This window comes from Streptomyces broussonetiae, assembly GCF_009796285.1.
GTDB lineage: Bacteria > Actinomycetota > Actinomycetes > Streptomycetales > Streptomycetaceae > Streptomyces > Streptomyces broussonetiae.
Window position 1 is genome coordinate 1612545 of the sequence record NZ_CP047020.1, and the last position, 24764, is coordinate 1637308.

The following is a 24764-nucleotide window of genomic DNA, read 5'->3' on the forward strand; positions in this document are numbered from 1 at the left end:
TCCGCTTCGCACTGTCCGGGTTTCCGGCTTTCGGCTTCCCGCCTCCGGCTTCCGGCGCGTCCCGGCGTCGCTCCCGCGCACACGTGACCAGTTGATCCCGCGCCCCCCTCCGGGACCAGCCATCGACACGCGTCTGCGACGACGGCACCCTGCACTGCCGCCCCTTCATCTCCACTCCCGCTCGCCCCCTCCCCGTGGAGCGTCCATGAGCATCAGCCATGCCCCACCCAGCTCCCCCGAGCCGGATATTTCCGGTATATCAAAATCCAAGGGCCCCGGAACGGACGTCTCCGACCACACCATCGCCCTCGACCTCCAGCCCGTCGTTCCCGCCTCCTCCCGCTCTCTCCGCATCCCCCGCTGGCTACGGCGCACCGCAGGCCCGATCCTGCTGCTGGCCCTGTGGCAACTCCTCAGCGCCACCGGCGTGCTGACGGCCGACGTGCTGGCCGCACCGGGCCGGATCGCGCAGGTCGGCTGGGACCTGATCAGCGACGGCTCGCTGCCTTCGGCCATGGGAACCTCGCTGCAGCGCGTGGCGCTCGGGCTGCTGTTCGGGACCCTGACGGGCACCGGACTCGCCCTGGTCTCAGGGCTGTTCCGGATCGGCGAGGACCTGGTGGACGCGCCGGTCCAGATGCTGCGGACGGTGCCGTTCGTCGGTCTCATCCCGCTGTTCATCATCTGGTTCGGCATCGGCGAGGCCCCGAAGATCGCCATCATCACACTCGGCGTGACCTTCCCGCTCTACCTCAACGTCTACGCCGGGATCCGTGGCGTGGACGCCCAGCTCATCGAGGCGGGCGAGTCGTTGGGGCTGTCCCGCTGGGGGCTGGTGCGACACGTCGTCCTGCCAGGTGCGCTGCCCGGCGCGCTGACCGGGCTGCGGTACTCGCTCGGTATCGCCTGGCTCGCCCTGGTCTTCGCCGAGCAGGTCAACGCCGACGCCGGGATCGGCTTCCTGATGGTCCAGGCACGGGACTTCCTGAGGACCGACGTGATCGTGGTCTGCCTGATCGTCTACGCCTTCCTCGGCCTGCTCGCCGACTTCATCGTCCGTTCCCTCGAAAGGCTGCTGCTGCAATGGCGACCGACGTTCACCGGCCGGTGAGTGCCACAGTGTCCTCCGCGCGGCGGCCTGCGGCCGTGCACATCGAGGGGCTGACCCGCTCCTTCGACGGCCGTACGGTCATCGACGGCCTGCATCTGGACATCGCGCCGGGCGAGTTCGTCGCCCTGCTCGGCCGCAGTGGCTGTGGCAAGTCGACGCTGCTGCGGATCCTCGCCGGCCTCGACCGGGACATCCGGGGCACCGTGCTGGTCCCGCGCCGCAGGGCCGTCGCCTTCCAGGCACCCCGGCTGATGCCCTGGAAGAAGGTCTGGCGCAATGTCCTGCTCGGCCTGCCCGGCAAGCCCGAACGAGGCGTCGCCGAACGGGCGTTGGACGAAGTAGGTCTCGGCCACCGCATCGACGCCTGGCCGAGGACGCTCTCCGGCGGCGAGGCCCAGCGCGCCTCACTCGCCCGAGCGCTGGTGCGCGAGCCCGATCTCCTGCTCCTCGACGAGCCGTTCGGTGCCCTCGACGCACTCACCCGGATCAAGGCCCAACGACTGGTCGGGGAGTTGTGGGAGCAGCGGGCCTGCGCGGTACTGCTGGTCACGCACGACGTCGAGGAGGCCGTGCTGCTCGCCGACCGCGTCCTGGTGATGGACGGCGGCCGCATCGCCCACGAGCAGCGCATCGACCTCGAGCGGCCACGCAGGATCACCGACCCCCGCTTCGCCGCACTCCGCGCCGGCCTGCTGGAACGTCTCGGCGTCCACGCCGCCGCAGAGACCGCCTGACCCCTCGAGGCCGCCTTGTCACCCGGAACTTCCGCGTTCGACACGGCGGCACTCGCTCCCTCCGCACTCCGCCCCGCACCCCTCCCTCCCCCTCCTCCCCCTCCATCCCCCGTAACTCGAAGCTCCCGCGCTCGATACCTCCGCACACGAACGGAACCGCCATGCGACGACGCCTCGTCCCCGCCGCAGCTCTCCTCCCCTTCGCGCTCCTGCTCACGGCCTGCGGCGGGGCCTCGTCCGCGAGCACTGGCACCGACACCGACGGCACGGGCTCCGTCACGCTGAACGTCGGCGACCAGAGAGGCGGTTCGGAGGCCATCCTGCGGGCCGCGGGGGAGCTGAAGAACCTGAACTACAAGATCAAGTGGTCCACCTTCACCTCCGGACCGCCGCTGCTGGAGGCCGTCAACGCGGGGGCCGTCGACGTCGGCGGTGTCGGCAACACCCCGCCCGTCTTCGCGGCCGGCGCCGGATCGAAGATCTCCGTCGTGGCCGCCTGGCACGGCACCTCCAGGGGCGACGCCATCCTCGTACCCAACGACTCCAAGCTGACCGACCCGAAGCAGCTCAGGGGCAGGCCCATCGCCGTCGCGCAGGGTTCCTCCGCGCACTACCAGCTGGTCGCCTCGCTCAAGGCGGCCGGACTCGGTCTGGCCGACGTCAAGGTCAAGTACCTCCAGCCGGCCGACGCGCTCGCCGCGTTCACCTCCGGCAAGGTCGACGCCTGGGCGGTCTGGGACCCGTACACCTCCCAGATCCTCCGCACCAGGCAGGGCCGCGTGCTGACCACCGGTGAGGGCGTCACCAACGGGCTCACCTTCCAGGTGGCCGCGCCCTCCGCACTGAAGGACCCGAAGAAAGCCGCCGTCATCAAGGACTACCTGGCCCGGCTGCGGCGGGCGACCGCCTGGGTCACCGACCACCAGCCGGAGTGGGCCAAGGTGTGGGCCAAGGACACCGGGCTGCCCTACGACGTGGCGCTGGACTCGGTGAAACGGACCAACTCCACGCGCGTCGCGGTCGCTGTCGACAAACCGCTCGTCGCCTCGGAACAGCAGATCGCCGACACCTTCACCGCGTTGAAGCTGATCCCGCAGAAGGTGGACTTCGGCGACTTCGTGGACACCCGGTTCAACGGCGACCTGCCGCCGTCGACCACCCCGGCCAAGGGCTGATCCGGCCGAGGACCGGTGCGGGGGACGACCTGCTGTACGGCTGCTGTATGGCGGCGGGACGGCTCCGGACGGGCAGGACCGGGGGTCAGGACCCGGCTCCGGGACTGCTCCGGACGGCTACGGAGCGGCTGTGAGGCAGCTGCAGAGCAGCTCCAGGGCGGCGGCTGCTGGGAAGCTCGTCACCCGGCGCCGGCGTCCGGGAAGATCCGTGCCCACTCCCCCGTTAGCTGAAGCGTGAACGCATCACGCGAGGTCGAGGTCGTCGTCATCGGCGCTGGTCAGGCCGGGTTGTCCAGCGCCTACCATCTGCGGCGCACCGGCTTCGAGCCGGACCGCGACTTCGTGGTGCTCGACCACTCCCCCGCGCCGGGCGGCGCCTGGCAGTTCCGCTGGGCCTCGCTGACGTACGGCAAGGTGCACGGGATGCACGCACTGCCCGGCATGGAGCTGACGGACGCCGATCCGGCGCGGCCGTCGGCGGAGGTCATCGGCGAGTACTTCGACCGGTACGAGCGCGCCTTCGGCCTGCGCGTCCGGCGGCCCGTCGACGTACGGGCCGTCCGGGAGAGCGAGGGCGGCCGGCTCTCCGTGGAGACCTCGGCGGGCATCTGGTCCACGCGCGCGCTGATCAACGCGACCGGCACCTGGGACCGGCCGTTCTGGCCACGTTACCCCGGCCAGGAGACCTTCCGCGGGCGGCAGTTGCACACCGCCCAGTACGCGGGCCCCGAGGAGTTCGCCGGGCAGCGGGTCGTGGTCGTGGGCGGCGGCGCCTCGGGCACCCAGCATCTGCTGGAACTGTCCGCCTACGCGGCCGCGACCACCTGGGTCACCCGGCGGCCTCCGGTCTTCCGCGACGGGCCGTTCGACCAGGAGGCGGGCCGTTCGGCGGTCGCGCTGGTCGAGGAGCGGGTACGCCAGGGTCTGCCGCCACGCAGTGTGGTCTCGGTCACGGGACTGCCCCTCAACGACGCCATCCGGCAGGGTCTCGCGGACGGGGTCCTGGACCGGCAGCCGATGTTCGACCGGATCACGCCGGACGGCGTGGAGTGGAGCGACGGGCGCCATGTCGATGCCGATGTGATCCTTTGGGCCACCGGTTTCCGGGCAGCGCTGGACCACCTCACCCCGCTGCGGCTGCGCGAGCCGGGCGGCGGGATCCGCGTCGAGGGCACCAGGACGCTGGCCGATCCCCGCGTTCACCTCGTCGGCTACGGCCCCTCCGCCAGCACCGTCGGGGCCAACCGGGCCGGACGCGCGGCCGTCCGGGACATCAGGCGGCTGCTGGCCCGGGATGAACCGGTCGCCGCGTGACGCCGCACCGGCTCAGCGGGCCGACGAGCGTGCCGGGATCGAGGACCGGGCCGGGCTCCGGCCGGGCGACTGTCCTGTGTCCTGGTGGAGGGCGTTGAACTCCGCCACGTTGCGCATCTGCGTCGCGTAGTCGGCGGAGAAGCGGGTGTCCCCGGGCTTGACCGTGACGAAGTACAGCCAGTTGCCCGGCGTCGGGTTGAGCGCGGCGTGCATCGCCTCCTCACCGGGGTTGTCGATCGGCGTCGGCGGCAGGCCCACGCGCTGGTAGGAGTTGTACGGACTTTCGATGCGGGTGTCGCCCTGGCTGGTGCGGACCGTGTTGCGGTGGAGCGCGTAGTTGAGGGTGGAGTCCATCTGCAGCGGCATCCCGCGCTCCAGCCGGTTCAGGACGACCCGGGCGACCTTGCCCATGTCCGTCTTCGTGGCGGCCTCGGCCTGGACGATGCTGGCGATGGTGACGGCCTGGTAGACGTTCACCGTGTCGCGCTGCGCCCCGGCGGCGACCGGCGCCGCGTTGAACTCGTGGTTCGCGGTGTCGACCATGGAGCGCAGCAGGGACTCGGGCGTCGTCTCCTGCCGGAGGGGGTACGCCGCCGGGAAGAGGTAGCCCTCCGGGTTGCCCTCGGCGTCGCCCGGCAGGCTCAGGCTCGCCTTCCCGAGGGACTTGCGGGCGCTGCCCGGGGGCAGCCTGAGGGCCCTGTCGATGGCGTCGTACACCTGACTCGCCCGCCAGCCCTCCGGGATGACCAGCGCGCTGGGCCCGGTCTCCTCGGGACCGCTGTCCAGCGTCAGCAGCGGCACCGCCACGGCGGTACCGGCCACGACGGCGCCGGCCACGGCGAGGGCGATGCGGCCCCGGCGTGTCAGTCGGATCGTGCTCCGCGGCGGAATCTTCGGCTGCATGCAGGAACGTTAATACGCATATACTCCCAAATCCGGCATATGTTCAGCTTGTCGGCCGCAGCGTCGGCGACTGAATCCGTGGATTCAGCCGGTCGGCTCCAGTTGTGCGTCCCGGCGCACCAGCGCGGCGTACCGCCCGTCCAACTCCAGCAGTTCCTCGTGCGTGCCTTGCTCGGCGACGCGGCCGGAGTCCAGGACCACGATCTGGTCGGCACTGCGGATCGTGGACAGACGGTGGGCGATGGTGATCGTCGTCCGGTCGGCGGACAGGGCGTCGATGGCCTCCTGGACCGCCGCCTCCGTGCGGGTGTCGAGCGCGCTGGTCGCCTCGTCGAGGATGAGGACCGGCGGATCACGCAGGATGGTCCGGGCTATGGCGAGGCGTTGCTTCTCACCGCCGGAGAAGCGGTGGCCGCGTTCACCGACGACCGTGTCGTAGCCGTCGGGCAGTGCGGCTATGTGGTCGTGGATCTGCGCGGCCCTGGCCGCCGCGTACAGTTCCTCGTCGGTCGCGTCCGGCTTGGCGAAACGGAGGTTGTCGGCGACGGAGGCGTGGAAGAGGTACGTCTCCTGCGAGACCACGCCGACCGCGCGCGCGAGGGTGTCGAAGTCGAGGTGACGGACGTCGGCACCGTCCAGGGTGACGCGGCCTGCCGTGACGTCGTAGAGCCGGGGCACCAGATAGCCGAGCGTGGACTTGCCCGCACCGGTGGGGCCGACGACGGCGAGGCTGCTGCCGGCCGGGACCGTGATGTCGATGCCGTCGAGGACCGGTCGGGCCCTGTCGTCGATGTCGTACCGGAACTCGACGCCCTCCAGCCGGACTTCACCCTTGACCTGCTCGAGGTGGACGGGCCGCTCGCGCTCGGTGATGTCGATCGGCAGGTCGAGGTATTCGAAGATGCGCTGGAAGAGCGCGAGGGAGGTCTGGATCTGGACGCCGGTCGCGAGCAGACTCACGGCGGGGCGGAACAGGCCCTGCTGGAGCGAGACGAAGGCGACGATGGTGCCGAGCGAGACCTTGGGGCCGCCGAACTGCAGGGCCAGGCCCGCGGTCCAGTAGATGACGGCCGGCATCGCGGCCATGACGATCGTGATCACGGCCATGCGCCAGCGCCCGGCCATGTTCGACCGCACCTCGAGGTCGACCAGGCGCTCGGACTCCTCGGCGAAGGACGCGGTCAGCGAGTCCGAGCGGCCCATGGTGCGGCCGAGCAGGATGCCACTGACCGAGAGCGACTCGGTGACCGTGGCAGCCATGGCGGCCATCTGCTTCTGCCGCTGGGTGGTGATCTTCTTGCGTTCGTTGCCCACACGGCGGCTGATCCACACGAACACCGGCAGCAGGAGCAACGAGACGATCGTGAGCCGCCAGTCGAGGGCGACCATCGCGACGATCGTGGCGACCACGCTGGTGACGTTGGAGACCAGCGAGGTGGCTGTGGAGGTGACGGTGGCCTGCATGCCGCCGATGTCATTGGCTATGCGGGACTGCACCTCACCGGTGCGGGTGCGGGTGAAGAAGGCGAGCGACATGCGCTGCAGCCGCCCGTAGACGGCGGTGCGCAGATCGTGCATGACGCGCTGGCCGACAGTGGTCGAGATCAGTGTCTGCAGCACGCCGAAGACGCTGGAGAGGACCGCGCTGAGGATCATGCCGAGCGCGAGCAGGCTCAGCAGGCCGGTGCGGCCCCGGGGGATCGCGACGTCGAGGGTCTCCTTCAGCAGGAACGGCGTGGCCACCGAGACCAGCGAGGAGGCGCCGACCAGCAGGCCGACGATCGCGAGCCGCCCGCGGTAGGGGCGGAAGAGCTTCAGGATGCGACGCACCTGCCGGGGCTGCTCCTTGGCGTCGGCAGGTGGGGTCCAGGACGTTTCACGGTCGGGATGCATGGGCTCCTACGGAGATGAACGGGCGGCGGCCAGGGATCGGCCGACGATGACTGACGGATCGTAGCTCATTGTTACCTATACTCACAATGAACGGCATCCTGATATTGTTCCCGCATGAGCACCCCAGATTCCGACGGCCTGCTCGCCGAGCAGTTGCTACGGCTCACCCGCCGGGTGCACCGCATCCAGAAGCGCCATCTGGAGCAGCGCGACCTGGGCGTCACTCCGGCCCAGTCCCGGCTGCTGCGCACCCTCGCGCACTACCCTTCGCCCCCGCGCATGGCCGATCTCGCCGAGCGCCTCGAGGTGGTGCCGCGGGCGGTGACGACTCTGGTCGACGGGCTGGAGGCGAGCGGGAAGGTCCGACGGGCGGCCGATCCGGCGAACCGCCGCGTGACCCGGATCGAGCTGACCGACGAGGGGCGGGCGACCCTGCGCCAGCTGCGCGGCGCCCGCCGGTCGGCGGCCGAGGAGATACTCGCCCCGCTGACCGAGAAGGAGCGCGCGGTACTGGGCGTACTACTGGACACGCTGATCGACGGCGAGACGACCAAGGGCGCCGGCGGGCGGACGACCGAGAACTGCTGACGGGCCGGACCACGACTGCGCCGGGGCCCCGCTCACCCTGTGAGCGAGGGGGCCGTGCCGGTCGAGCGTCGAGGCGTCGAGGCCACGCGCGCGATGCGTCGCGCCAGGGGCGGTACGGACTGCGGCGCGAGCGCTCCCCGGGGACGTCGACTCACGGAAGCCGAACGGGACTTCTGCGGTACGGAGAGCCGCCTCCACGTCGATCGCCCTGGAGCCGTCGTTGATCCCTTCCGGGACGCCCGTGCCTCAGCCGGGTACCTCACGCCGCCCGCGGCGCCTTCCGCGTCAGTGCGCTCAGCAGCGGTCGCGGTCCTCCGTCAGCACCCCCTGAGCAGTGGCCAGCGAATGGTCGTAGCAGCCGTCGGAGCCGTGGAGCCGATAGCGCTCGTGCGACGTGCCCACCGCATGCCGCTGATCGCGCGGGACGTCGATCGTGTACGCCGCGTCACCGCTGTAGGTGTCGTCCAGCCGCGACCATGCGGTGCTCAGGCCGTCGCGCCGCTCCGTCACCGATGCGCGGTCGCCGAGCGTCAGCACCGTGCGCAGCCGGTTGTCCGTGCCGATGGTCGTCGTGCCGTCCAGCGTGTACGTCCGGTGCGTCCGCGTCGTCCGCGCGTGGCCGTGTCCGCCGGTGCTGACCATCTCGTCGTCGGTCCAGGTGGCGTCCAGCGCGTCCGTGTTCTCGCCGTCGGTCCAGCGGTGCACCGAGGTGTTGGCGAGCGTACGGGTGACGGTCGTCGTCACACGGCCGTGCGAGGTGTCGAGGTACCCGGAGACCGTGAGCCGGTGTCCGGCCTCGGTGTTCACCCGGTTCTGCGAACCCGGGGTGTAGGTGGAGGTGTTGGCAAGGTCCGTCGCCCGGTCCGCGGTGAGCGCGCCGGTGACGTGGGCACGGTGCGTGTCCTGCCAGACCAGCACGTTCACCGGCGTGCTCCAGCCCGGCTGCCCCGCGGGTACGCCGACGACGGAGACCTCGATGCGGTGCGGACGGCCGTCGTCGAGAAGACCCGCGAAGGGTGTGAGGTCGTACTGGACGGGGCGTACGTCGAAGGCGCCCGGCGCAGGGACGACGTACCAGAGGAAGGGGTTGGACCAGCCGCCGGTCCAGACGTTCGGGAACGGCGCGGCGATTCCGGCAAGTTGGCCGTCGACCTTGATCTGCACCTCGCGGTAGGGACCGTGATCGGCCTTGCAGGAGTACGACGCCGGGTCGGCCACGGTGAGGTACCAGAACTCCTCGCATCCGCCGCCCGAACCGGTCGCGTAGACCTCGGCGACGATCCGTTCGCTGTTGCGCGGAGTGGTGAGGGTCGTACCGCCGGGCGTGTCGGCGAGCGTCAGGACGCGGTCGGGGGTCCGCTCGGCGGGGCGGCCCGCGTAGAAGGTCAGCGTGACATGGACGTCGATGACGCCGGTGTACGTGTCGTCCACGACGTTGCCGATCAGCATCTCGACATCCTGTGCGCTGCGGAAGGTGTCGCTGTAGCGGGTGACGTCCTTCTCGACGTGCCAGGCGATGCCGTCGGGCGAGGGCTCCGGGGTGGAGGTGCGCAGGACCTCGACTCCGCCGACGTGCAGATAGCCGAGCCGGTCGTACTGACGGCCCTTCACCTTGCCGTCGAGGCGCAGGACGACCTTGCTCCAGTGGTCGCCGCAGCCCTGGGGCGGGGTGTACGTGCCGCGATAGGGCGTGAAGTCGCGGAACTGCGCGTCGGCGAGGGTGACCTGGCACGATCTGGTGTGCGGCCGGTCGACGGGCGGTGCCGCGGTGACCGGGTCGTGCCAGTCCGTACCGAACTCCGCCGGGACATCGGCCGCTTGGGCTGTGGCAGCCCCGGTACCCAGGAGCGCGCTCGCCAGGAGGGTTGCCCCGGCGAGCATGGACATGACTATCCGTCTTCTCATGGCCCGTGTTCTACGGCCACTCGGCCCCTTCCCGCAATGACGCCTCGTCGCGTCAGGCGCGCAGTTCCCTCCTGTCGCCCATCACCATCACCGGATGCTGGTCCGGATCCAGCGTGCGCAGCAGGAACTTCATCGCCTCCTTGGGGAGGCTGACACAGGCGGACGTGCCGTCGCCGTGGTCGAGGTGGAGCCAGATGCCGCCGCCCTTGTCGTCGCCCAAGGGGCGGACGGGGTCGTGGGGCACGGTGCCCGGCCTGCGGTTGTAGTCGATGGCGATGACGTAGTCGAAGACATGCTCGTAGGCCTCGCCCGGGAGCGTCGGCGCGTAGGCGTACACGTTCTGGTCGTACGGCAGCCTGCTGCCGGGATCGTCGAGCACGCCGCCCGCGGAGGAGAGGCCGAAGACGCCGACAGGGGTGCGGTCGTCGCCCGTGTGATGGTCCGTGGTCCAGCCGTTCCGGCCGTTGTGGGCGGCCCAACGGGCCACCGGCCGCCACTCCGGACCCTCCTTCATGTACAGCACGACCGTGGAGTCGGGAGAATCCTCGCCGTCGCCGTACACCGCCAGGACCTGACCGGAGTCGTCGGGGATCTGGCGCTGCAGACGGTCTCCGACGCCCGGGATGCGGGTCGGATCGGTCGCGGGGAGGGCCGCCACGGCCGGATGGCGAGGACCTTCGGCGCCGCCGGCGTCAGCAGGACGCACTCCGTCGCTGCCGCACCCGGACAGGGCCGCCAGGAGCGCCCCGCACGCCACCACCGCCGCCGTCATCCGCCGCACACTGTAGGTCCGCACATGACCATGGTGGCATCACACACTGATCGATAATGTGACTAATCCCCGTATTTCACCGGGTTGGCTGACAGTGCCCCCGGGGTGACCTGCGCTGAGTCGGATCACCCGGCCGCCGACGTCGAGGACCTCCCGGTAGGGGGCTCGGCCTCGCCCCCTGTCTCGCGGACCCGGTGGCCGGAAGCCGCTGGATCGGCCGGACCCGTCGGGAAAACCGTTTGAAATTCACCACTCTGCAACGCGAACCTTTCACGGCTTGTTGGCACATCTCACCGTCTCCCCCTCCCTGACACGAGCCACTGGGACGTCATGCAGATTCAAGACCTTCCGTATTCCGATCCGGGGGTCCCGGACGCACGTTCGGGACCCCGATTCCTGTGGTGGCTCTGGCGCAACCAGCTGGGCGGGCAGCTGAAATCACTCGCCTGGGGCCTGCTGCACTTCGTCTCCGTGTCGGCGCTGCCCTTCTGCGTCGGCCTCGCCGTGCAGGCGGTCGTGGACCGCTCCGGCACCCGGCTCGCCCTGACGGGTGGTCTGATGCTGCTGTGCGGCACGGGCATCGCCGTCGGCGACACCTTCCTGCACCGCACCGCCGTCACCAACTGGATCACGGCCGCCGCCCGGGTCCAGCAACTCCTGGCCCGCAAGGCCTCCCAGCTCGGCTCCGCCCTGACCCGGCGGGTCGCGGCCGGTGAGGTGGTGGCCGTGTCCACCGGCGACGTCGAGAAGATCGGCTGGTTCGTCGAGGCGGTCTCCCGGTTCACCGCGGCCGCGCTCACGGTGGTCGTGGTCTGTGTCGGCCTTCTCGTCTACCAGCCCGCCCTGGGCGTGATCGTCGCGGTCGGGCTGCCCGTCGTGGCGCTCGCGGCCCTGCCGCTGCTGCCCCGGGCCACGCGCCGCGCCGACGTGCAGCGCGAGAAGGCGGGCCGGGCCACCGAGCTGGCCTCGGACACGGTCGCCGGGCTGCGCGTGCTGCGTGGCATCGGCGGCGAGGAGCTGTTCCTCGACCGCTACCGCCGGGCCTCGCAGGAGGTACGGCACGCCGCGGTGCGCAGCGCCCGGATGTGGTCGCTGATCTCCGCCATCCAGGTGCTGCTGCCCGGGCTGCTGCTCATCGCCGTCGTCTGGCACGGCGTCCACCTGGCCCGCCAGGGCCGTATCACGGTCGGTGAACTCGTCACCGTCTACAGCGCGGTCATGATCCTCAACTACCCGCTGCGGCACTTCGAGGAGATCGCCATGGCGTACTCCTTCTCCCGTCCGTCGGCCAAACGGGCGGCCCGGGTGCTGTCGCTGGAGCGGGCCACGGACACCGACGGCACCCGCGCGGCCGAGGTCCCCACCGGGGATCTGTACGACCCCGACACCGGTCTGATCGCTCCTGCCGGCCGTCTCACCGCCGTGGTCTGCGGCGACCCCGACGCGGCGGGGCGCCTCGCGGCTCGGCTGGGCGGCCACCCCGCCGAGCCGGGCCCCTCGGTCCTGCTCGACGGTGTCGCCCTGGACGAACTCCCGCTGGACAGCGCACGAACCGCCGTCCTCGTCCAGGACAAGGACCCGGTGCTGCTGTCCGGCACCCTGCGCGAACTGCTCGACGTGCCCGCTTCCGGAACCGTACCGGCCAAGGACGCACTGGCCGCGGCGCAGTGCGACGACGTCCTGGACGCTCTGGTGCAGGGGGCGTCGGACAGCGCCGACCCGATGGACGCCCGGATCACCGAGCGTGGCCGCTCCCTGTCCGGCGGCCAGCGCCAGCGGCTCGCGCTCGCCCGGTCGCTGGTGACCGACCCCGAAGTGCTGGTGCTGGACGAGCCGACCTCCGCGGTGGACTCGCACACCGAGGCACGCATCGCGGAAGGGCTGCGCCGGCTGCGCTCGGACCGCACGACGGTGGTGTTCACCTCCTCGCCGCTGCTGCTCGACCGCGCCGACCGGGTTGCCCTGATCCACGAGGGGGCGGTCGTCGCGGTCGGCCTGCACCGCGAACTGCTCGACGACGAACCGCGGTACCGGTCCGTGGTGACACGCGAGACGGACGAAGAACTGGCCGCGGCCGACGTGGGTGCCCTGGTGGGCGCCCGACAGAAGCGGGAAGACATCGAGGAGAGCACATGATCGGCGTTGCGCCACCGGCGTACGACCCGGCGGCCCCGACGACCGCCACCACCCTTCCCGTCGGCGCGGCCGCCACCGTGCGCGCCTATGTCACCGAGCTGTTCCGGCGGCACCGCCGGGCCTTCCTGCTGCTCATCGCCGTCAACACGGCGGCCGTGATCGCCTCCATGGTGGGCCCGTACCTGCTCGGCGATCTGGTCCAGCGGGTGTCCGACCGGTCGCGGGACCTCCATCTGGGCCCGACCGCCGCACTGTTCGTGCTCGCGCTGGCCGTACAGGCCGTGTTCGTACGGCAGGTGCGGCTGCGGGGTGCCATGCTCGGCGAGCGGATGCTGGCCGATCTGCGTGAGGACTTCCTCGTCCGCTCCGTCGGGCTGCCGCCGGGCGTGCTCGAACGGGCGGGCACCGGTGACCTGCTCTCCCGCATCACGACCGACATCGACCGCCTGGCCAACGCGATGCGCGAGGCCGTACCGCAGCTGGCGATCGGTGCCGTGTGGGCGCTGTTGCTCCTCGGCGGGCTCGTCGTGACGGCCCCGCCGCTGGCACCCGCCGTGCTGCTAGCCGTGCCGGTGCTACTGGCCGGATGCCGCTGGTACTTCAAGCGGGCGCCCTCCGGCTACCGCTCCGAGGCCGCCGGGTACGCCGCAGTCGCCGCCGCCCTCGCCGAGACCGTCGACGCGGGTCACACCATCGAGGCCCAGCGCCTGGGCGACCGCCGCGTCGCCCTGTCGGAGCGGCGGATCAAGGAGTGGACCGCCTGGGAGCGCTACACCCTGTGGCTGCGGAGCGTGCTCTTCCCCGTCATCAACGCCGTCCACGTCATCGTGCTCGGCTCGGTCCTGATGATCGGCGGCGTGTTCGTCCTGCAGGGCTGGATCGGGGTCGGCCAGCTGACCACCGGCGCCCTGATCGCGCAGATGCTCGTCGACCCGGTCAACCTGATCCTGCGCTGGTACGACGAGGTGCAGGTCGCCCAGGTCTCGCTGGCCCGCCTGGTCGGCGTGCGGGACATCGAACCGGACACCGGGGAGGCGGCGCTGGCTCCCGACGGGCGGGACGTACACGCCGACCGCGTGCACTTCGGCTACCGCGAGGGTGTCGACGTGCTCCGCAAGGTCTCGCTGGAGGTCGCGCCGGGCACCCGGTTGGCCCTGGTCGGCCCCTCGGGGGCGGGCAAGTCCACGCTGGGCAGGCTGCTCGCCGGGATCTATGCGCCCCGGGACGGCAGGATCACCCTGGGTGGCGCGGAACTGTCCCGGATGCCGGCCGAACGCGTCCGTTCGCACGTCGCCCTCGTCAACCAGGAGCACCACGTCTTCGTCGGCTCCCTGCGCGACAACCTCCTGCTGGCCCGCACCGGGGCCGACGACGCCGAGCTGTGGGCGGCCCTGGGCGCGGTCGACGCCGACGGCTGGGCGCGGGCCCTGGGCGACGGCCTGGACACCGAGGTCGGCTCCGGCGGCCTGGCGCTCACCCCGGCGCAGGCCCAGCAGATCGCGCTGGCCCGGCTGGTGCTGGCCGATCCGCACACGCTGGTCCTGGACGAGGCGACCTCGCTGCTGGACCCGCGCGCGGCACGCCATCTGGAACGCTCCCTGGCCCGTGTCCTGGACGGCCGCACGGTGGTCGCCATCGCCCACCGCCTGCACACCGCCCACGACGCCGACGTGATCGCCGTCGTCGAGAACGGCCGGATCAGCGAGCTGGGCAGCCATGACGAGCTGGTCACGGCGGACGGCGCGTACGCGGCCCTGTGGCAGTCCTGGCACGGGTGAGGATCCACGCCATCGGTGACCGGGACAGCGGCGCAGATTCCGCGGGGAGTCCCGGTCGCCGGGGCCACGACGGCCGCCCTGCCGACGGCAGTGGGCACCGGCATCCCGGTCCCCCGACCATCGGGATTGCCAAGGGGTCCGCCGCGATTTCGGCGCGACTGGAGTGCGGTCCTGCCGGACCTCGACGGACCGGCTCGCAGTCGGGACCTTGCACATCCCGAGACCGTGCGGGCCGGGCTCCGGTCGGACGGCACGCGATGAGTGCTTCACCGGCGGGAGGACGCGGGGCATCCCGGCGCGGATGGAGCGCCACGCGGAGCGCCACACGTGGGGCGGCCTCGTCTCAGCCGGAACGTGGAACCGGGCTCTGGGCGACCAGCACCCGGTCAGCCTTTCTCCAGCCGGAACGCGGGGCAGCCGGCCCCGGCCGACCAACACCCGGTCGACCCTGCCCACAGCCAGAGCGCGGGGCAGCCGGGTCCCGGCCGGCCGGTGCGCGGTGTGGCCTGCCGCGGCCGGAGCATCGGGCGCCCTTCCCCTGGGGTCACCGGTCGGCTTCGGCGCCCGGTGGGCGCTGTGGACAGGACCGAGGCCTGGCCAGGTGTCGTGCCGTTGCGCGGTCCCGAGCCGGGGTGGAAGGCTGGAGAGCGGCACCGGTTCGGGGAGCGCCGGCGAACCACCTGGTTCGTGGCGTGTGACACCCGCGCCGGGCATGCCGGCGGCCCGCCATCCGCTGTGTTGGCATGCGGCCGTCCTCACCACCTGGAGGTACTCGTGGACAACTCCGACGGCTGGGGGGACGACGTCTACCAGCCCGACCCCTCGGAGATCCGGGAGGACTCGGGGGTCCTCGACGTCGAGGACACACTGGACTTCGACGGCGTCGACGACCCGCTCGACCGCGGTTGGTCCCCTCCCGAGCGGCCGTGGGCGGTGGAACACGCCGGTGTGACAGCGGCCGAACGCCAGGCCGGCGAGACCCTGGACCAGCGGCTGGCCGAGGAGCAGCCCGACCTCGGCACGTCCGACGGCGACGGCATCGGTGACTGCGACGGCACCGACGGGGAACTCCTGGACAACGAGGTCGGCAACCTCCGCTCCGGCCGGCTGGTGGCTCCCGACGAGGGAGCGCACGAGGACGACGAAGCCGCTCTGGTCGCCACCGATGTCGGTATCGACGGCGCCGCCGCTTCCGCGGAGGAGGCCGCGATGCACATCGTCGACGAGGACTCTCTGCCCGGCTGACCAGCCGGCCCCCTGCCCGCCCGCCCCGTACGAGGAGCCGCCATGCAGCAGGACAAGCACCCCGACTACCACGCCGTGGTCTTCCGCGACCGAGCCGCTGGATACGCGTTCCTGACCCGGTCGACCGCACAGAGTGAGCAGACCATCGAGTGGGACGACGGGGAGAGCTACCCGGTGATCGACGTGGAGATCTCCTCCGAGAGCCATCCCTTCTACACGGGCAAGGCCCGCACGGTCGATACCGAGGGGCGCATCGCCCGTTTCGAGCGCCGGTACGGCGGGACCGAGTCGGGCGCGACCGGCTGAGCCTAAGCGGGGACGCGGCCCCCTTCGGGCCGAGGCAGCGGCCCACGACTCCCGCCCGGGACCGACCGCCTGGAGCGAACACGGCCGGGGCCCGCGCTCAGATCACCCCGCGTCTCAGATCACGTTGAGCGCGGCTGCGCAGCCCACCCCACCCAGCAGCATGAACGCGGGCATCAGCACCTTCAGCTCCACCCAGCTGCCGGCCCGGAACCGCATCCCCTTCGGCGGCCCCAGCGGATACCAGCGCTTGCGGCCCACCGGAATGGGCCACAGGATCGGGCAGCCGGACACGGTCAGCGCGTCCCCGATGTCGTGCACCAGCGCGCCGAGCACGACCGGCAGCCCCAGCCACAGGTACTGCTGGCCAGGCTCGGTGAACAGCCAGTCGGAACCGTTTCCGGGCTTGTCCAGGATCCCCGCGAGGATCCATGCGCTGGTCGCCGCCAGCAGCCAGACCAGGACATCGGCGCTGGAGCCCCGGGCCGCCCGCCACAGCAGACCCTCGATCGCCAGCACCATGTGCACGAACAGGATCGCCAGCACCGCCCAGCGGCCCCCCGTGATCGCCGCCGCCGAGCAGCCCGCGCCGATCAGGACCGCCCACAGCCAGGTGTGCGTCAGTGTGCGGTGGCCGCCGTTGCGGCGCGGGTCGCCCTTCATCCTGGTCGCCTTGTAGACGGCGTGGGACAGCTTGTCCACGATCTCGCAGATCGCATGGGAGATCGGCCCGAAGGCGCGCGAGATGGTCGCCGCTTTGTGGTCGAGGTCGGGGGCAAGCGCGGCGCCGGCGCAGATCAGGGCACCGACGAGGAGGACCGGCCAGGGCATCGGGTGACCGGCCGCGGCGGCCGCCGCTCCGACGCCGAGCCAGGCCGCGGCCCCCGACAGTGAGTGTGCTGGTCCCATCATGACCGCTTCCCGCCCCATTCCTCGTGTACCGCTGTCCAGTTGACCCGGCGCGCTGACGCTGCGTCGGCGACACAGCGTAGCTGCCGTGATCTTCGTACCCACAGCCGATTCCCCTCTCGGGGGCAAGGCCAGGCAAGATGGGTGCGTGACCCTCATCGATCAGCTGCCGCCGACCGCCGACCCCGACGCCCTGTACGAAGCCTTCGAGTCGTGGGCACAGGAGCGCGGTCTGACCCTCTATCCCCACCAGGAGGAGGCGCTGATCGAGGCGGTGTCCGGGGCGAACGTGATCGTCTCGACGCCCACCGGATCCGGCAAAAGCATGATCGCCGCGGGTGCGCACTTCGCCGCGCTGGCCCGGGACGAGGTCACCTTCTACACCGCCCCGATCAAGGCACTGGTGTCGGAGAAGTTCTTCGAGCTGTGCAAGCTCTTCGGCACCGAGAACGTCGGCATGCTCACCGGCGACGCCTCCGTGAACGCCGACGCTCCCGTGATCTGCTGCACCGCCGAGGTGCTGGCGTCGATCGCGCTGCGCGACGGCAGGAACGCGGACGTCGGTCAGGTCGTCATGGACGAGTTCCACTTCTACGCCGAGGGTGACCGTGGCTGGGCCTGGCAGATCCCGCTGCTGGAACTCCCCCAGGCGCAGTTCATCCTGATGTCGGCCACTTTGGGTGATGTGTCCTTCTTCGAGAAGGACCTCGCCCGCCGCACCGGCCGCCCCACCTCGGTCGTCCGCTCGGCGACCCGCCCGGTACCCCTCTCCTACGAGTACCAGCTCACCCCGCTCACCGAGACGCTCACCGACCTGCTGGAGAGCAAGCAGGCGCCGGTGTACATCGTGCACTTCACACAGGCGCAGGCCGTGGAGCGGGCGCAGGCTCTGATGAGCATCAACATGTGCTCGCGCGAGGAGAAGGACCAGATCGCCGAGCTGATCGGCAACTTCCGTTTCACCACCAAGTTCGGCCGCAACCTCTCCCGTTACGTCCGTCACGGCATCGGCGTCCACCACGCCGGCATGCTGCCCAAGTACCGCCGCCTGGTGGAGAAGCTCGCCCAGGCCGGTCTGCTGAAGGTCATCTGCGGCACGGACACGCTCGGCGTGGGCGTCAATGTGCCGATCCGCACGGTGCTGTTCACGGCGTTGACCAAGTACGACGGCAGCCGCGTGCGCACTCTGCGCGCCCGTGAGTTCCACCAGATCGCGGGCCGGGCCGGACGCGCCGGGTTCGACACGGCGGGGCTCGTCGTGGCGCAGGCGCCCGAGCACGTCATCGAGAACGAGAAGGCTCTGGCGAAGGCGGGCGACGACCCGAAGAAGCGGCGCAAGGTGGTGCGCAAGAAGGCGCCTGAGGGCTTTGTCGGCTGGACGGACAACACCTTCCAGAAGTTGATCGAGTCGGAGCCGGAGCCGCTGACGTCCCGTTTCCGGGTGACGCACACGATGCTGCTGTCGGTGATCGCCCGCCCGGGCAACGCCTTCGAGGCGATGCGTCACCTGCTGGAGGACAACCACGAGCCGCGCAGGCAGCAGCTCAGGCACATCCGCCGGGCCATCGCGATCTACCGCTCGCTGCTCGACGGCGGGATCGTGGAGAAGCTCGACACGCCGGACGCCGAGGGCCGCATCGTCCGGCTCACGGTGGACCTCCAGCAGGACTTCGCGCTCAACCAGCCGCTGTCCACGTTCGCCCTCGCCGCCTTCGAACTGCTCGACCCCGAGTCGCCGTCCTACGCGCTCGACATGGTCTCCGTCGTGGAGTCCACCCTGGACGACCCGCGACAGATCCTCGCCGCCCAGCAGAACAAGGCACGCGGCGAGGCTGTGGCCGCGATGAAGGCGGACGGCGTCGAGTACGAAGAGCGCATGGAGCGCCTGCAGGACGTCAGCTATCCCAAGCCGCTGGAAGAGCTGCTCTTCCACGCCTACAACACCTATCGCAAGAGTCACCCGTGGGTCGGCGACCACCCGCTGTCACCCAAGTCCGTCATCCGCGACATGTACGAACGGGCGCTGTCCTTCACGGAGTTGGTGTCCTTCTACGAGCTGGCCCGCACCGAGGGCATCGTCCTGCGCTACCTGGCCAGCGCCTACAAGACCCTCGACCACACCATCCCGGACGATCTGAAGTCCGAGGACCTGCAGGACCTCATCGAGTGGCTGGGCGAGATGGTGCGCCAGGTGGACTCCAGCCTGCTGGACGAGTGGGAGCAGCTGGCCAACCCGGAGGAGATGACCGCCGAGGAGGCCCAGGAGAAGGCCGACGAGGTCAAGCCGGTCACCGCCAACGCGCGCGCCTTCCGGGTGCTGGTCCGCAATGCCATGTTCCGCCGCGTGGAGCTGGCCGCCCTCGACCAGGTCGAGGAACTGGGCGAGCTGGACGCCGAGTCCGGCTGGGACGCCGACGCCTGGGGCGAGGCAATGGACAAGTACTGGGACGAGTACGAGGATCTCGGCACCGGTCCCGACGCCCGCGGCCCCAAGCTCCTGGTCATCAAGGAGGAGCCGGAGAACGGCCTCTGGCGGGTCCGCCAGATCTTCGACGACCCGAACGGCGACCACGACTGGGGCATCAGCGCGGAAGTCGATCTCGTGGCCTCGGACGCCGAGGGCCGTGCGGTCGTCCGTGTCACGGACGTCGGCCAGCTGTGAGCCCTTTTCGACCAGGCGTGAGCCAAGGAGAATCCCACCGATGACGAATCCGGCCGAGAGACTGGTCGACCTCCTCGACCTGGAGCAGATCGAGGTCAACATCTTCCGTGGCCGCAGCCCGCAGGAGTCCCTGCAGCGGGTCTTCGGCGGCCAGGTGGCGGGCCAGGCGCTGGTCGCCGCCGGCCGCACCGCGGACGGCGACCGCCCGGTGCACTCGCTGCACGCGTACTTCCTGCGGCCGGGACGCCCGGGCGTGCCGATCGTGTACCAGGTGGAGCGGGTCCGCGACGGCAGGTCGTTCACGACGCGCCGGGTCACGGCCGTACAGCAGGGCCGCGCGATCTTCAATCTGACCGCTTCCTTTCACAAGCCCGAGGAAGGACCGTTCGAGCACCAGCTGCCACCGGCCCGCGAGGTGCCGCACCCCGAGTCGCTGCCGACGGTCTCCGAGGAGATCCGCAAGCACCTGGGCGCACTGCCCGAGCAGTTGGAGCGGATGGCCCGCCGCCAGCCCTTCGACATCCGCTACGTCGACCGGTTGCGCTGGAACGCCGAGGAGATAGAGGGCGCCGAGCCACGCAGCGCCGTGTGGATGCGCGCGGTCGGACCGCTCGGTGACGACCCGCTGGTCCACACGTGCGCGCTGACCTACGCCAGTGACATGACGCTCCTGGACGCGGTCCGCATTCCGGTCGAACCCCTGTGGGGGCCGCGGAACTTCGATCTGGCCTCACTGGACCACGCCATGTGGTTCCACCGGCCGTTCCGCGCGGACGAGTGGTTCCTGTACGACCAGGAGTCGCCGATCGCGGTGGGCGGCCGGGGTCTGGCCCGGGGGCGCATCTACAACCTGGAGGGGCAGCTGATCGTGTCCGTGGTGCAGGAGGGGCTGTTCCGCAAGCTGAGCTGAGCCGCCCTGCGGTTTCACCAACCGCCGACCCACGAGTGCGTCGTCAGCTCCAGGCCGACAAGCCAGGAGCAGGCCCGACCAGCCACGATCGGCTGTCCCTCGAGCGCCTGGAAGGGCGACACCTGCACGCATCAGGTCGGCCTCGCCCTGGCGGCCTGCCCTCGCCCCGAGCACCCTGACAGCGAAGGCCGTCGTTCGCCGCCACCTCCCCGATGGCCGGCCGCAGCGCACACCGGTGCGGAGCGCCACGCGCTCTGGGCGCCTCACTGGCCGCGCTGACAGCCGGGCTGCTGGTGCGTTCCCTGCCCGGGGTGCTCTTCCTGTGGGCGGGAACTGTGGTGGTCGCAGCCGGGATCGCCCACGGCAACGTACTGCTGCCCTCGGTGATCAGGAGCAGCGTGCCGGAAAACCGGATCGGCCAGGTGACCGGCCTCCACGTCACCGCGATGGGCCTGCTGGCCGCCGTGTCGTCCGGGGTGTCGGTGCCGCCGGCCGACCATCTGCCCGGCGGATGGCGCACCGCCCTGGGCTGCTGGACCGTACTGGCTGTGCCGGCCTTCGTGGTGTGGGCGCCGCGGCACCGGCGCACAGACTCTCCGGCACCGGCACCGGCACCGGCACCGGCACGGGCACGGGCACCGGCACGTGCGCTCCGCGAGCGCATCCCATGGCGCTCCGCCCTCGCCTGGCAGGTCAGCGGTTTCATGGGGCTGCAGTCACTCGGCTTCCACACCACGATCGCTTCCTCTTCCAGATGGTCGGCCTCCCCTCCAGCAGTGCGCTGCCATTCCTTACGCGCAGGTGCCAGGACCAGCGGATCCTGGCAGCGACCGCGTCGACGATCGTTTCCCTGGGCTTCGCCCTCCTGACGGCGGCCTCCCAGTGGGCCGTCGTGTCCGGCGTACTCACGGGCCTGGGAGGCGGAGCGTTACTGGCCCTGGCGCCGGCCTTCCAGGGCCGGCGCGCGGCGGACGCATCACAGGCGGCAGCCCTGGCCTCGATGGCCCAGTCCGTCGGACATCTCGTGGCCGCCATCGGGCCGCTCCTCCTCGGCGCCCTGCACGACCTCACCGGCGGACGGACGCTGCCGCTCCTCCTGCTGGTCGCCCTGACTCCGATCCAGACCGACGGCCTCGTCGTGACCGAGGAGTCCACGGTCACGGGTGTCCCCGCCGAACGAACCACTCTGGAGCCGGCCGGCAACCGCGTGACCGCCATCGGCGGCGGCACGGCTGCCGCCGAACTGCGCCGCTACGCACCCGACGACTACTGCATCCGCCACGCCCTCATCGGCCTCAACCCCAAAGTACGGTCCGCGGGCGGCACCCCGTTCGAACGCGAGAAGCACGCCGGAGCGTTCCACTTCGGCCTCGACGGCCTCACCGCGCAGGGCACGGTCGACCGCAGCGGCCCCGGACACGCCCACTGCGACTGCCAGTTCGACGCGCCCACCGTCACCCTTGACGGCGAGCGTTTCGTCGACAACGGCCGCCTGCTCCTCCTCGACGATCCGCACATCCGGGAACTCGCCCAGAAGTCCGGCCCCGCGCAGATCCTCCTCAACCCCAACCCCCGCCGCGTCCTGCCACCGCCGCTACAGCCGCTGACCCGGCTCCGGGCGGCCCGAGGGTTGAGGAATCCTCACGCTGCAGTGACGTTCGCGCCCTAAGCGTGGCATCCTCCGCCAACGGTGCCCACGCGGCCGGGTCGTTCCCGATCCGGAGTTCGTTCACCCACTCCTGGTCTCGGAGGGCCGGGGCCCCGCGGCGCGGCGCAGCCGGTTGGCGATCGCGAGTCCCAGCCCCTCCTCCACCGGCAAGGACGCGACGATGAGGTCACACCCGCGCTGGTCGAGTTCGCGCAGGAACCCGTACAACCCGCGCGCATAGGCGGCCGGCGAACCGGGGACCGCCACCACGGCGTGCGCCTTCACCGGAGCGTCGGCGATGGAGGCAGGCAGGAAGACGCCCACCCGGTGCCCCAGTTCCTGCGCCAGCTCCGCTTCGGCGACGACCTTCTCCGGCTCGACGAGGACGACCCGGGCACGCGGCGCGTAGTGGGACGGGTGCTGGCCCGGCACCCGGACCCGGCTGGTCGAGGGGACCGAGAGCGGGCACCCCAGCACCGCTTCGAGGTCCTCGCGCGTCACCCCGCCCGGCCGCAGGATGCTCGGGATCTCCCCGGTGGCGTCGACGATGGTGGACTCGACGCCGACCTCGCAGGGGCCGCCGTCCAGCACGAAGTCGACGGCGTCGCCGAGTTCGGCACGGACGTGGTCCGCCGTCGTGGGGCTGACCGAGCCGAAGCGGTTGGCGGACGGCGCCGTGACACCGCCGCCGAAGGCCGACAGCAGCGCGAGCGCGACGGGGTGGTCGGGCACGCGCACCGCCACGGTCTCCAGACCACCGGTCGCTTCGAGAGGCACGCGGGGGCCGCGTCCCAGCACCAGCGTAAGTGGCCCCGGCCAGAAGTGTTCGGCCAGCAGACGCGCCGTCGCGGGCACGTCCTGGACCCAGTCGTCCAGATGCTCCGCGGCGCCGATGTGGACGATCAGCGGGTGGGAGGGTGGACGCCCTTTGACCTGGAAGATACGCGCGACGGCGGTGGGGTCCTCGGCGTTGGCGCCCAGACCGTAGACGGTCTCGGTCGGGAGGGCCACCAGACCGCCGGCGTGCAGCACACCGGCCGCCTTCTCGATGTCACTGGTTCTTGCCGTCACCCTCGCGATCCTCCCACAGCGCCGCTCCGAGCATGTGCGTGGTCCCGTACTTACCGTACGGAGGCGGCAGCCCTGCTCAGGCCATGGGAGGCGACCAGTTGCGCACTGCCGTCGGCCAGCCGGTAGGACAGACCCACCACGGCGAGGCGGCCGGCGGCCACCCGCTCGGCCAGGACACGGGAGCGCTCCAGCAGCAGGTCGACGGTGTGCCGGATGTGCTCGTGGAGGACCTCCTCGCCGCTGTCGCGTCCGGCGGCGCGGGCCGCCAGCACGCTCGGGGTCACCCGCTCAACGACGTCACGGACAAAGCCGGCGGGCACCCGGCCGCCGTCGGCGGCAGTGCAGGCGGCCGCGATGGCTCCGCACGAGTCATGCCCCAGGACGACGACCAGCGGGGAGTCCAGCACGCTCACCCCGTACTCGATGCTGCCCAGCACCTCCGAACCGACCACGTGCCCGGCCGTGCGGACCACGAACAGATCACCCAGTCCCCGGTCGAAGATGATCTCGGCGGCCAGCCGGGAATCGGAGCAGCCGAACAGCACCGCGAAGGGACTCTGAGCCGGTGCGGTCTCGGTGCGGCGTGCGGCGTCCTGGTTGGGGTGCTCCGGCAAGCCGGTGACGAACCGCTGGTTGCCGGCCAGCAGCATCTCGAAGGCTTCATCGGGAGTCGGCGTGAGTATCTCAGTCATGGCCGCAGGCTACGGGCGGCCCCGTGAAAGCGCGCGGCCAGGTCCCCGGACGGCGGCCGTCCATACCTCCGCCGGCAGCACACCCGGACGTCGGTCGGTGTCTGCCTGGGCCCGTCTCCGCAGCGCGCTGCGGAGACGGGCCGGGCCACGGCGACGGGACCGGAGCCACCGGTCCGGTCGAGCGGCGAGCCTGCACCGCCTTGCCGTGCACCAGCAGTCCCGCCCCGCTCACCCAGCACCACCGGCTCGCGCTGCTGCGTCAACTCGCCAACCACGACGACGTACTGGCTGGGTCGGGAACACGCCGGCGTACTGCACGACCGCTGTACGCAGTCCGGCACCGTCCGCTCCCTTCCACGGCGGTTCGCCGCCGCGGGCATGCCGGTCACGGAAGGCGGAGTATCCGTCCCCGCCCGCCACCAGGTCACAGGCGGCGTCTCGGCGGGCGAAGGTGCCGTGCTCGGCGAAGCGGAGGCTCGCGGTACGGACCCTCCTGGGCGGCAACTGGCCCAGGAGGTGTCGGGCCGGTGGGGCACGCACACGCGTTCCGTGGGTACCCGAGGTCGACGCCTCGCTGGACGCAGCAGCCACTGCCGCGGCCCAGGGGGTGATGTCGGTCGATTCAGGGAAGTGATGACGATGGGCTGCCACGAAGACCTCCGCAGCAGGATCAGCGAGGCGCGGCGGGAGATCCACCAGCTTCACGAAGCCGTCGTCTCACATGCTGTCATCGACCAGGCGGTCGGAGTGATCATCGCCGTCGGCGGGCTCCGCCCCGGCCAGGGCATCGTGGTCCTTGAGGCAGTCGCCCAGCGCACCGGCACAGGGCTCGGTACGACCGCCGAGCACCTCGTCGACTGGGCGGGTTCCGGGCGGCTGCGCGACGACCTCCGGATCGCGCTGGACACCGCACTGGCGGACGCACAGTCCGGCGGGACCGGGGCCGCCCTGCCGGTCGGTGGCCGGGTGGCACAGGAACGCGTTCTCGTGTGCACACGGTAGGTGCGGAGGAGGA

Annotated in this window: 21 protein-coding genes; 14 read left to right on the forward strand and 7 right to left on the reverse strand. The window is 71.2% G+C overall.

The window, feature by feature from the left end:
• Window positions 1-205: 205 nt before the first annotated feature.
• The 4 genes from GQF42_RS07645 (at window position 206) to GQF42_RS07660 (ending at window position 4334) form a co-directional block, all read left to right on the forward strand.
• Complete coding sequence (locus tag GQF42_RS07645; RefSeq protein ID WP_158918878.1) at window positions 206-1111, forward strand: ABC transporter permease; 906 nt, start codon at window positions 206-208, stop codon at window positions 1109-1111.
• Window positions 1084-1845, forward strand: coding sequence for an ABC transporter ATP-binding protein (locus tag GQF42_RS07650; RefSeq protein WP_158918880.1), 762 nt, complete (start codon window positions 1084-1086; stop codon window positions 1843-1845). Before GQF42_RS07645 ends, GQF42_RS07650 begins: the two co-directional genes overlap by 28 nt.
• Window positions 1846-2006: 161 nt before the next feature.
• On the forward strand, window positions 2007-3020 hold the full coding sequence (locus GQF42_RS07655) for an ABC transporter substrate-binding protein (protein WP_158918882.1): 1014 nt from the start codon (window positions 2007-2009) through the stop codon (window positions 3018-3020).
• 234 nt (window positions 3021-3254) lie between these two features.
• The gene (locus tag GQF42_RS07660; RefSeq protein ID WP_158918884.1) at window positions 3255-4334 is read left to right on the forward strand and encodes an NAD(P)-binding domain-containing protein; all 1080 of its coding nucleotides are present in this window, start codon (window positions 3255-3257) and stop codon (window positions 4332-4334) included.
• Between the two features lie 12 nt (window positions 4335-4346).
• On the opposite strand, the gene mltG is transcribed toward GQF42_RS07660, so the two are convergent.
• Window positions 4347-5237 (reverse strand): endolytic transglycosylase MltG, encoded by an 891-nt coding sequence (mltG, locus tag GQF42_RS07665; RefSeq protein WP_158918886.1) that lies wholly within the window; start codon window positions 5235-5237, stop codon window positions 4347-4349.
• Between the two features lie 84 nt (window positions 5238-5321).
• Window positions 5322-7130: an ABC transporter ATP-binding protein gene (locus GQF42_RS07670; protein ID WP_158918888.1), complete on the reverse strand. Its 1809-nt coding sequence runs from the start codon at window positions 7128-7130 to the stop codon at window positions 5322-5324.
• Between the two features lie 114 nt (window positions 7131-7244).
• Between GQF42_RS07670 and GQF42_RS07675 the strand changes: the two genes are divergently transcribed.
• Window positions 7245-7718: a MarR family winged helix-turn-helix transcriptional regulator gene (locus tag GQF42_RS07675; RefSeq protein WP_158918890.1), complete on the forward strand. Its 474-nt coding sequence runs from the start codon at window positions 7245-7247 to the stop codon at window positions 7716-7718.
• A gap of 294 nt (window positions 7719-8012) precedes the next feature.
• Here GQF42_RS07675 and GQF42_RS07680 read toward each other — a convergent pair whose 3' ends face one another.
• Both GQF42_RS07680 and GQF42_RS07685 read right to left on the reverse strand, forming a co-directional pair.
• Complete coding sequence (locus GQF42_RS07680; protein WP_233273285.1) at window positions 8013-9623, reverse strand: peptide-N4-asparagine amidase; 1611 nt, start codon at window positions 9621-9623, stop codon at window positions 8013-8015.
• 52 nt (window positions 9624-9675) lie between these two features.
• Window positions 9676-10395 (reverse strand): L,D-transpeptidase family protein, encoded by a 720-nt coding sequence (locus GQF42_RS07685; protein ID WP_158929895.1) that lies wholly within the window; start codon window positions 10393-10395, stop codon window positions 9676-9678.
• 330 nt (window positions 10396-10725) lie between these two features.
• Here GQF42_RS07685 and GQF42_RS07690 point away from each other — a divergent pair, with 330 nt between their 5' ends.
• From GQF42_RS07690 to GQF42_RS07705, 4 genes are all read left to right on the forward strand, one after another.
• Entirely contained in the window at window positions 10726-12531 is a 1806-nt protein-coding gene (locus tag GQF42_RS07690; protein WP_158918892.1) for an ABC transporter ATP-binding protein, read from the forward strand.
• Window positions 12528-14309, forward strand: a complete 1782-nt coding sequence (locus tag GQF42_RS07695) for an ABC transporter ATP-binding protein (RefSeq protein ID WP_158918894.1) — start codon at window positions 12528-12530, stop codon at window positions 14307-14309. Before GQF42_RS07690 ends, GQF42_RS07695 begins: the two co-directional genes overlap by 4 nt.
• Window positions 14310-15083: 774 nt before the next feature.
• A complete protein-coding gene (locus GQF42_RS07700) occupies window positions 15084-15554 on the forward strand; it encodes a DUF5709 domain-containing protein (protein ID WP_158918896.1) in 471 nt (156 codons plus the stop codon).
• Between the two features lie 42 nt (window positions 15555-15596).
• Window positions 15597-15860 carry a type B 50S ribosomal protein L31 gene (locus GQF42_RS07705; RefSeq protein WP_158918898.1) on the forward strand — a complete coding sequence of 88 codons (264 nt, stop codon included), beginning with the start codon at window positions 15597-15599 and terminating at the stop codon, window positions 15858-15860.
• Window positions 15861-15974: 114 nt separating this feature from the next.
• On the opposite strand, the gene GQF42_RS07710 is transcribed toward GQF42_RS07705, so the two are convergent.
• On the reverse strand, window positions 15975-16769 hold the full coding sequence (locus GQF42_RS07710; RefSeq protein WP_158918900.1) for a metal-dependent hydrolase: 795 nt from the start codon (window positions 16767-16769) through the stop codon (window positions 15975-15977).
• A gap of 145 nt (window positions 16770-16914) precedes the next feature.
• On the opposite strand from GQF42_RS07710, the gene GQF42_RS07715 reads away from it, so the two are divergent.
• The 4 genes from GQF42_RS07715 (at window position 16915) to GQF42_RS44820 (ending at window position 22007) form a co-directional block, all read left to right on the forward strand.
• Window positions 16915-19428 (forward strand): DEAD/DEAH box helicase, encoded by a 2514-nt coding sequence (locus GQF42_RS07715; RefSeq protein ID WP_199272600.1) that lies wholly within the window; start codon window positions 16915-16917, stop codon window positions 19426-19428.
• Window positions 19429-19468: 40 nt separating this feature from the next.
• A complete protein-coding gene (locus GQF42_RS07720; protein ID WP_158918902.1) occupies window positions 19469-20338 on the forward strand; it encodes an acyl-CoA thioesterase in 870 nt (289 codons plus the stop codon).
• A 212-nt stretch (window positions 20339-20550) separates the two neighbouring features.
• On the forward strand, window positions 20551-21207 hold the full coding sequence (locus GQF42_RS47640) for an MFS transporter (protein ID WP_407699483.1): 657 nt from the start codon (window positions 20551-20553) through the stop codon (window positions 21205-21207).
• Window positions 21093-22007 carry an MFS transporter gene (locus tag GQF42_RS44820; RefSeq protein WP_199272601.1) on the forward strand — a complete coding sequence of 305 codons (915 nt, stop codon included), beginning with the start codon at window positions 21093-21095 and terminating at the stop codon, window positions 22005-22007. The genes GQF42_RS47640 and GQF42_RS44820 overlap by 115 nt, the downstream gene beginning before the upstream one ends.
• Before the next feature lie 60 nt (window positions 22008-22067).
• Here GQF42_RS44820 and GQF42_RS07730 read toward each other — a convergent pair whose 3' ends face one another.
• Together GQF42_RS07730 and GQF42_RS07735 are read right to left on the reverse strand one after the other, a co-directional pair.
• Window positions 22068-23057, reverse strand: coding sequence for an L-threonylcarbamoyladenylate synthase (locus tag GQF42_RS07730; RefSeq protein WP_158918904.1), 990 nt, complete (start codon window positions 23055-23057; stop codon window positions 22068-22070).
• 50 nt (window positions 23058-23107) lie between these two features.
• Entirely contained in the window at window positions 23108-23749 is a 642-nt protein-coding gene (locus tag GQF42_RS07735; protein WP_158918906.1) for a carbonic anhydrase, read from the reverse strand.
• A gap of 639 nt (window positions 23750-24388) precedes the next feature.
• Here GQF42_RS07735 and GQF42_RS07740 point away from each other — a divergent pair.
• Window positions 24389-24751, forward strand: coding sequence for an ANTAR domain-containing protein (locus GQF42_RS07740; RefSeq protein ID WP_158918908.1), 363 nt, complete (start codon window positions 24389-24391; stop codon window positions 24749-24751).
• Window positions 24752-24764: the final 13 nt, after the last annotated feature.

Bases quoted from the DNA above. Each gene is read 5' to 3' on its own strand.
- GQF42_RS07645 (WP_158918878.1), top strand. From the start codon at position 206: ATGAGCATCAGCCATGCCCCACCCAGCTCCCCCGAGCCGGATATTTCC.
- GQF42_RS07650 (WP_158918880.1), top strand. From the start codon at position 1,084: ATGGCGACCGACGTTCACCGGCCGGTGAGTGCCACAGTGTCCTCCGCG.
- GQF42_RS07655 (WP_158918882.1), top strand. From the start codon at position 2,007: ATGCGACGACGCCTCGTCCCCGCCGCAGCTCTCCTCCCCTTCGCGCTC.
- mltG (WP_158918886.1), bottom strand. From the start codon at position 5,237: ATGCAGCCGAAGATTCCGCCGCGGAGCACGATCCGACTGACACGCCGG.
- GQF42_RS07670 (WP_158918888.1), bottom strand. From the start codon at position 7,130: ATGCATCCCGACCGTGAAACGTCCTGGACCCCACCTGCCGACGCCAAG.
- GQF42_RS07675 (WP_158918890.1), top strand. From the start codon at position 7,245: ATGAGCACCCCAGATTCCGACGGCCTGCTCGCCGAGCAGTTGCTACGG.
- GQF42_RS07680 (WP_233273285.1), bottom strand. From the start codon at position 9,623: ATGAGAAGACGGATAGTCATGTCCATGCTCGCCGGGGCAACCCTCCTG.
- GQF42_RS07685 (WP_158929895.1), bottom strand. From the start codon at position 10,395: ATGACGGCGGCGGTGGTGGCGTGCGGGGCGCTCCTGGCGGCCCTGTCC.
- GQF42_RS07690 (WP_158918892.1), top strand. From the start codon at position 10,726: ATGCAGATTCAAGACCTTCCGTATTCCGATCCGGGGGTCCCGGACGCA.
- GQF42_RS07695 (WP_158918894.1), top strand. From the start codon at position 12,528: ATGATCGGCGTTGCGCCACCGGCGTACGACCCGGCGGCCCCGACGACC.
- GQF42_RS07705 (WP_158918898.1), top strand. From the start codon at position 15,597: ATGCAGCAGGACAAGCACCCCGACTACCACGCCGTGGTCTTCCGCGAC.
- GQF42_RS07710 (WP_158918900.1), bottom strand. From the start codon at position 16,769: ATGATGGGACCAGCACACTCACTGTCGGGGGCCGCGGCCTGGCTCGGC.
- GQF42_RS07720 (WP_158918902.1), top strand. From the start codon at position 19,469: ATGACGAATCCGGCCGAGAGACTGGTCGACCTCCTCGACCTGGAGCAG.
- GQF42_RS47640 (WP_407699483.1), top strand. From the start codon at position 20,551: ATGGCCGGCCGCAGCGCACACCGGTGCGGAGCGCCACGCGCTCTGGGC.
- GQF42_RS44820 (WP_199272601.1), top strand. From the start codon at position 21,093: ATGGTCGGCCTCCCCTCCAGCAGTGCGCTGCCATTCCTTACGCGCAGG.
- GQF42_RS07735 (WP_158918906.1), bottom strand. From the start codon at position 23,749: ATGACTGAGATACTCACGCCGACTCCCGATGAAGCCTTCGAGATGCTG.
- GQF42_RS07740 (WP_158918908.1), top strand. From the start codon at position 24,389: ATGGGCTGCCACGAAGACCTCCGCAGCAGGATCAGCGAGGCGCGGCGG.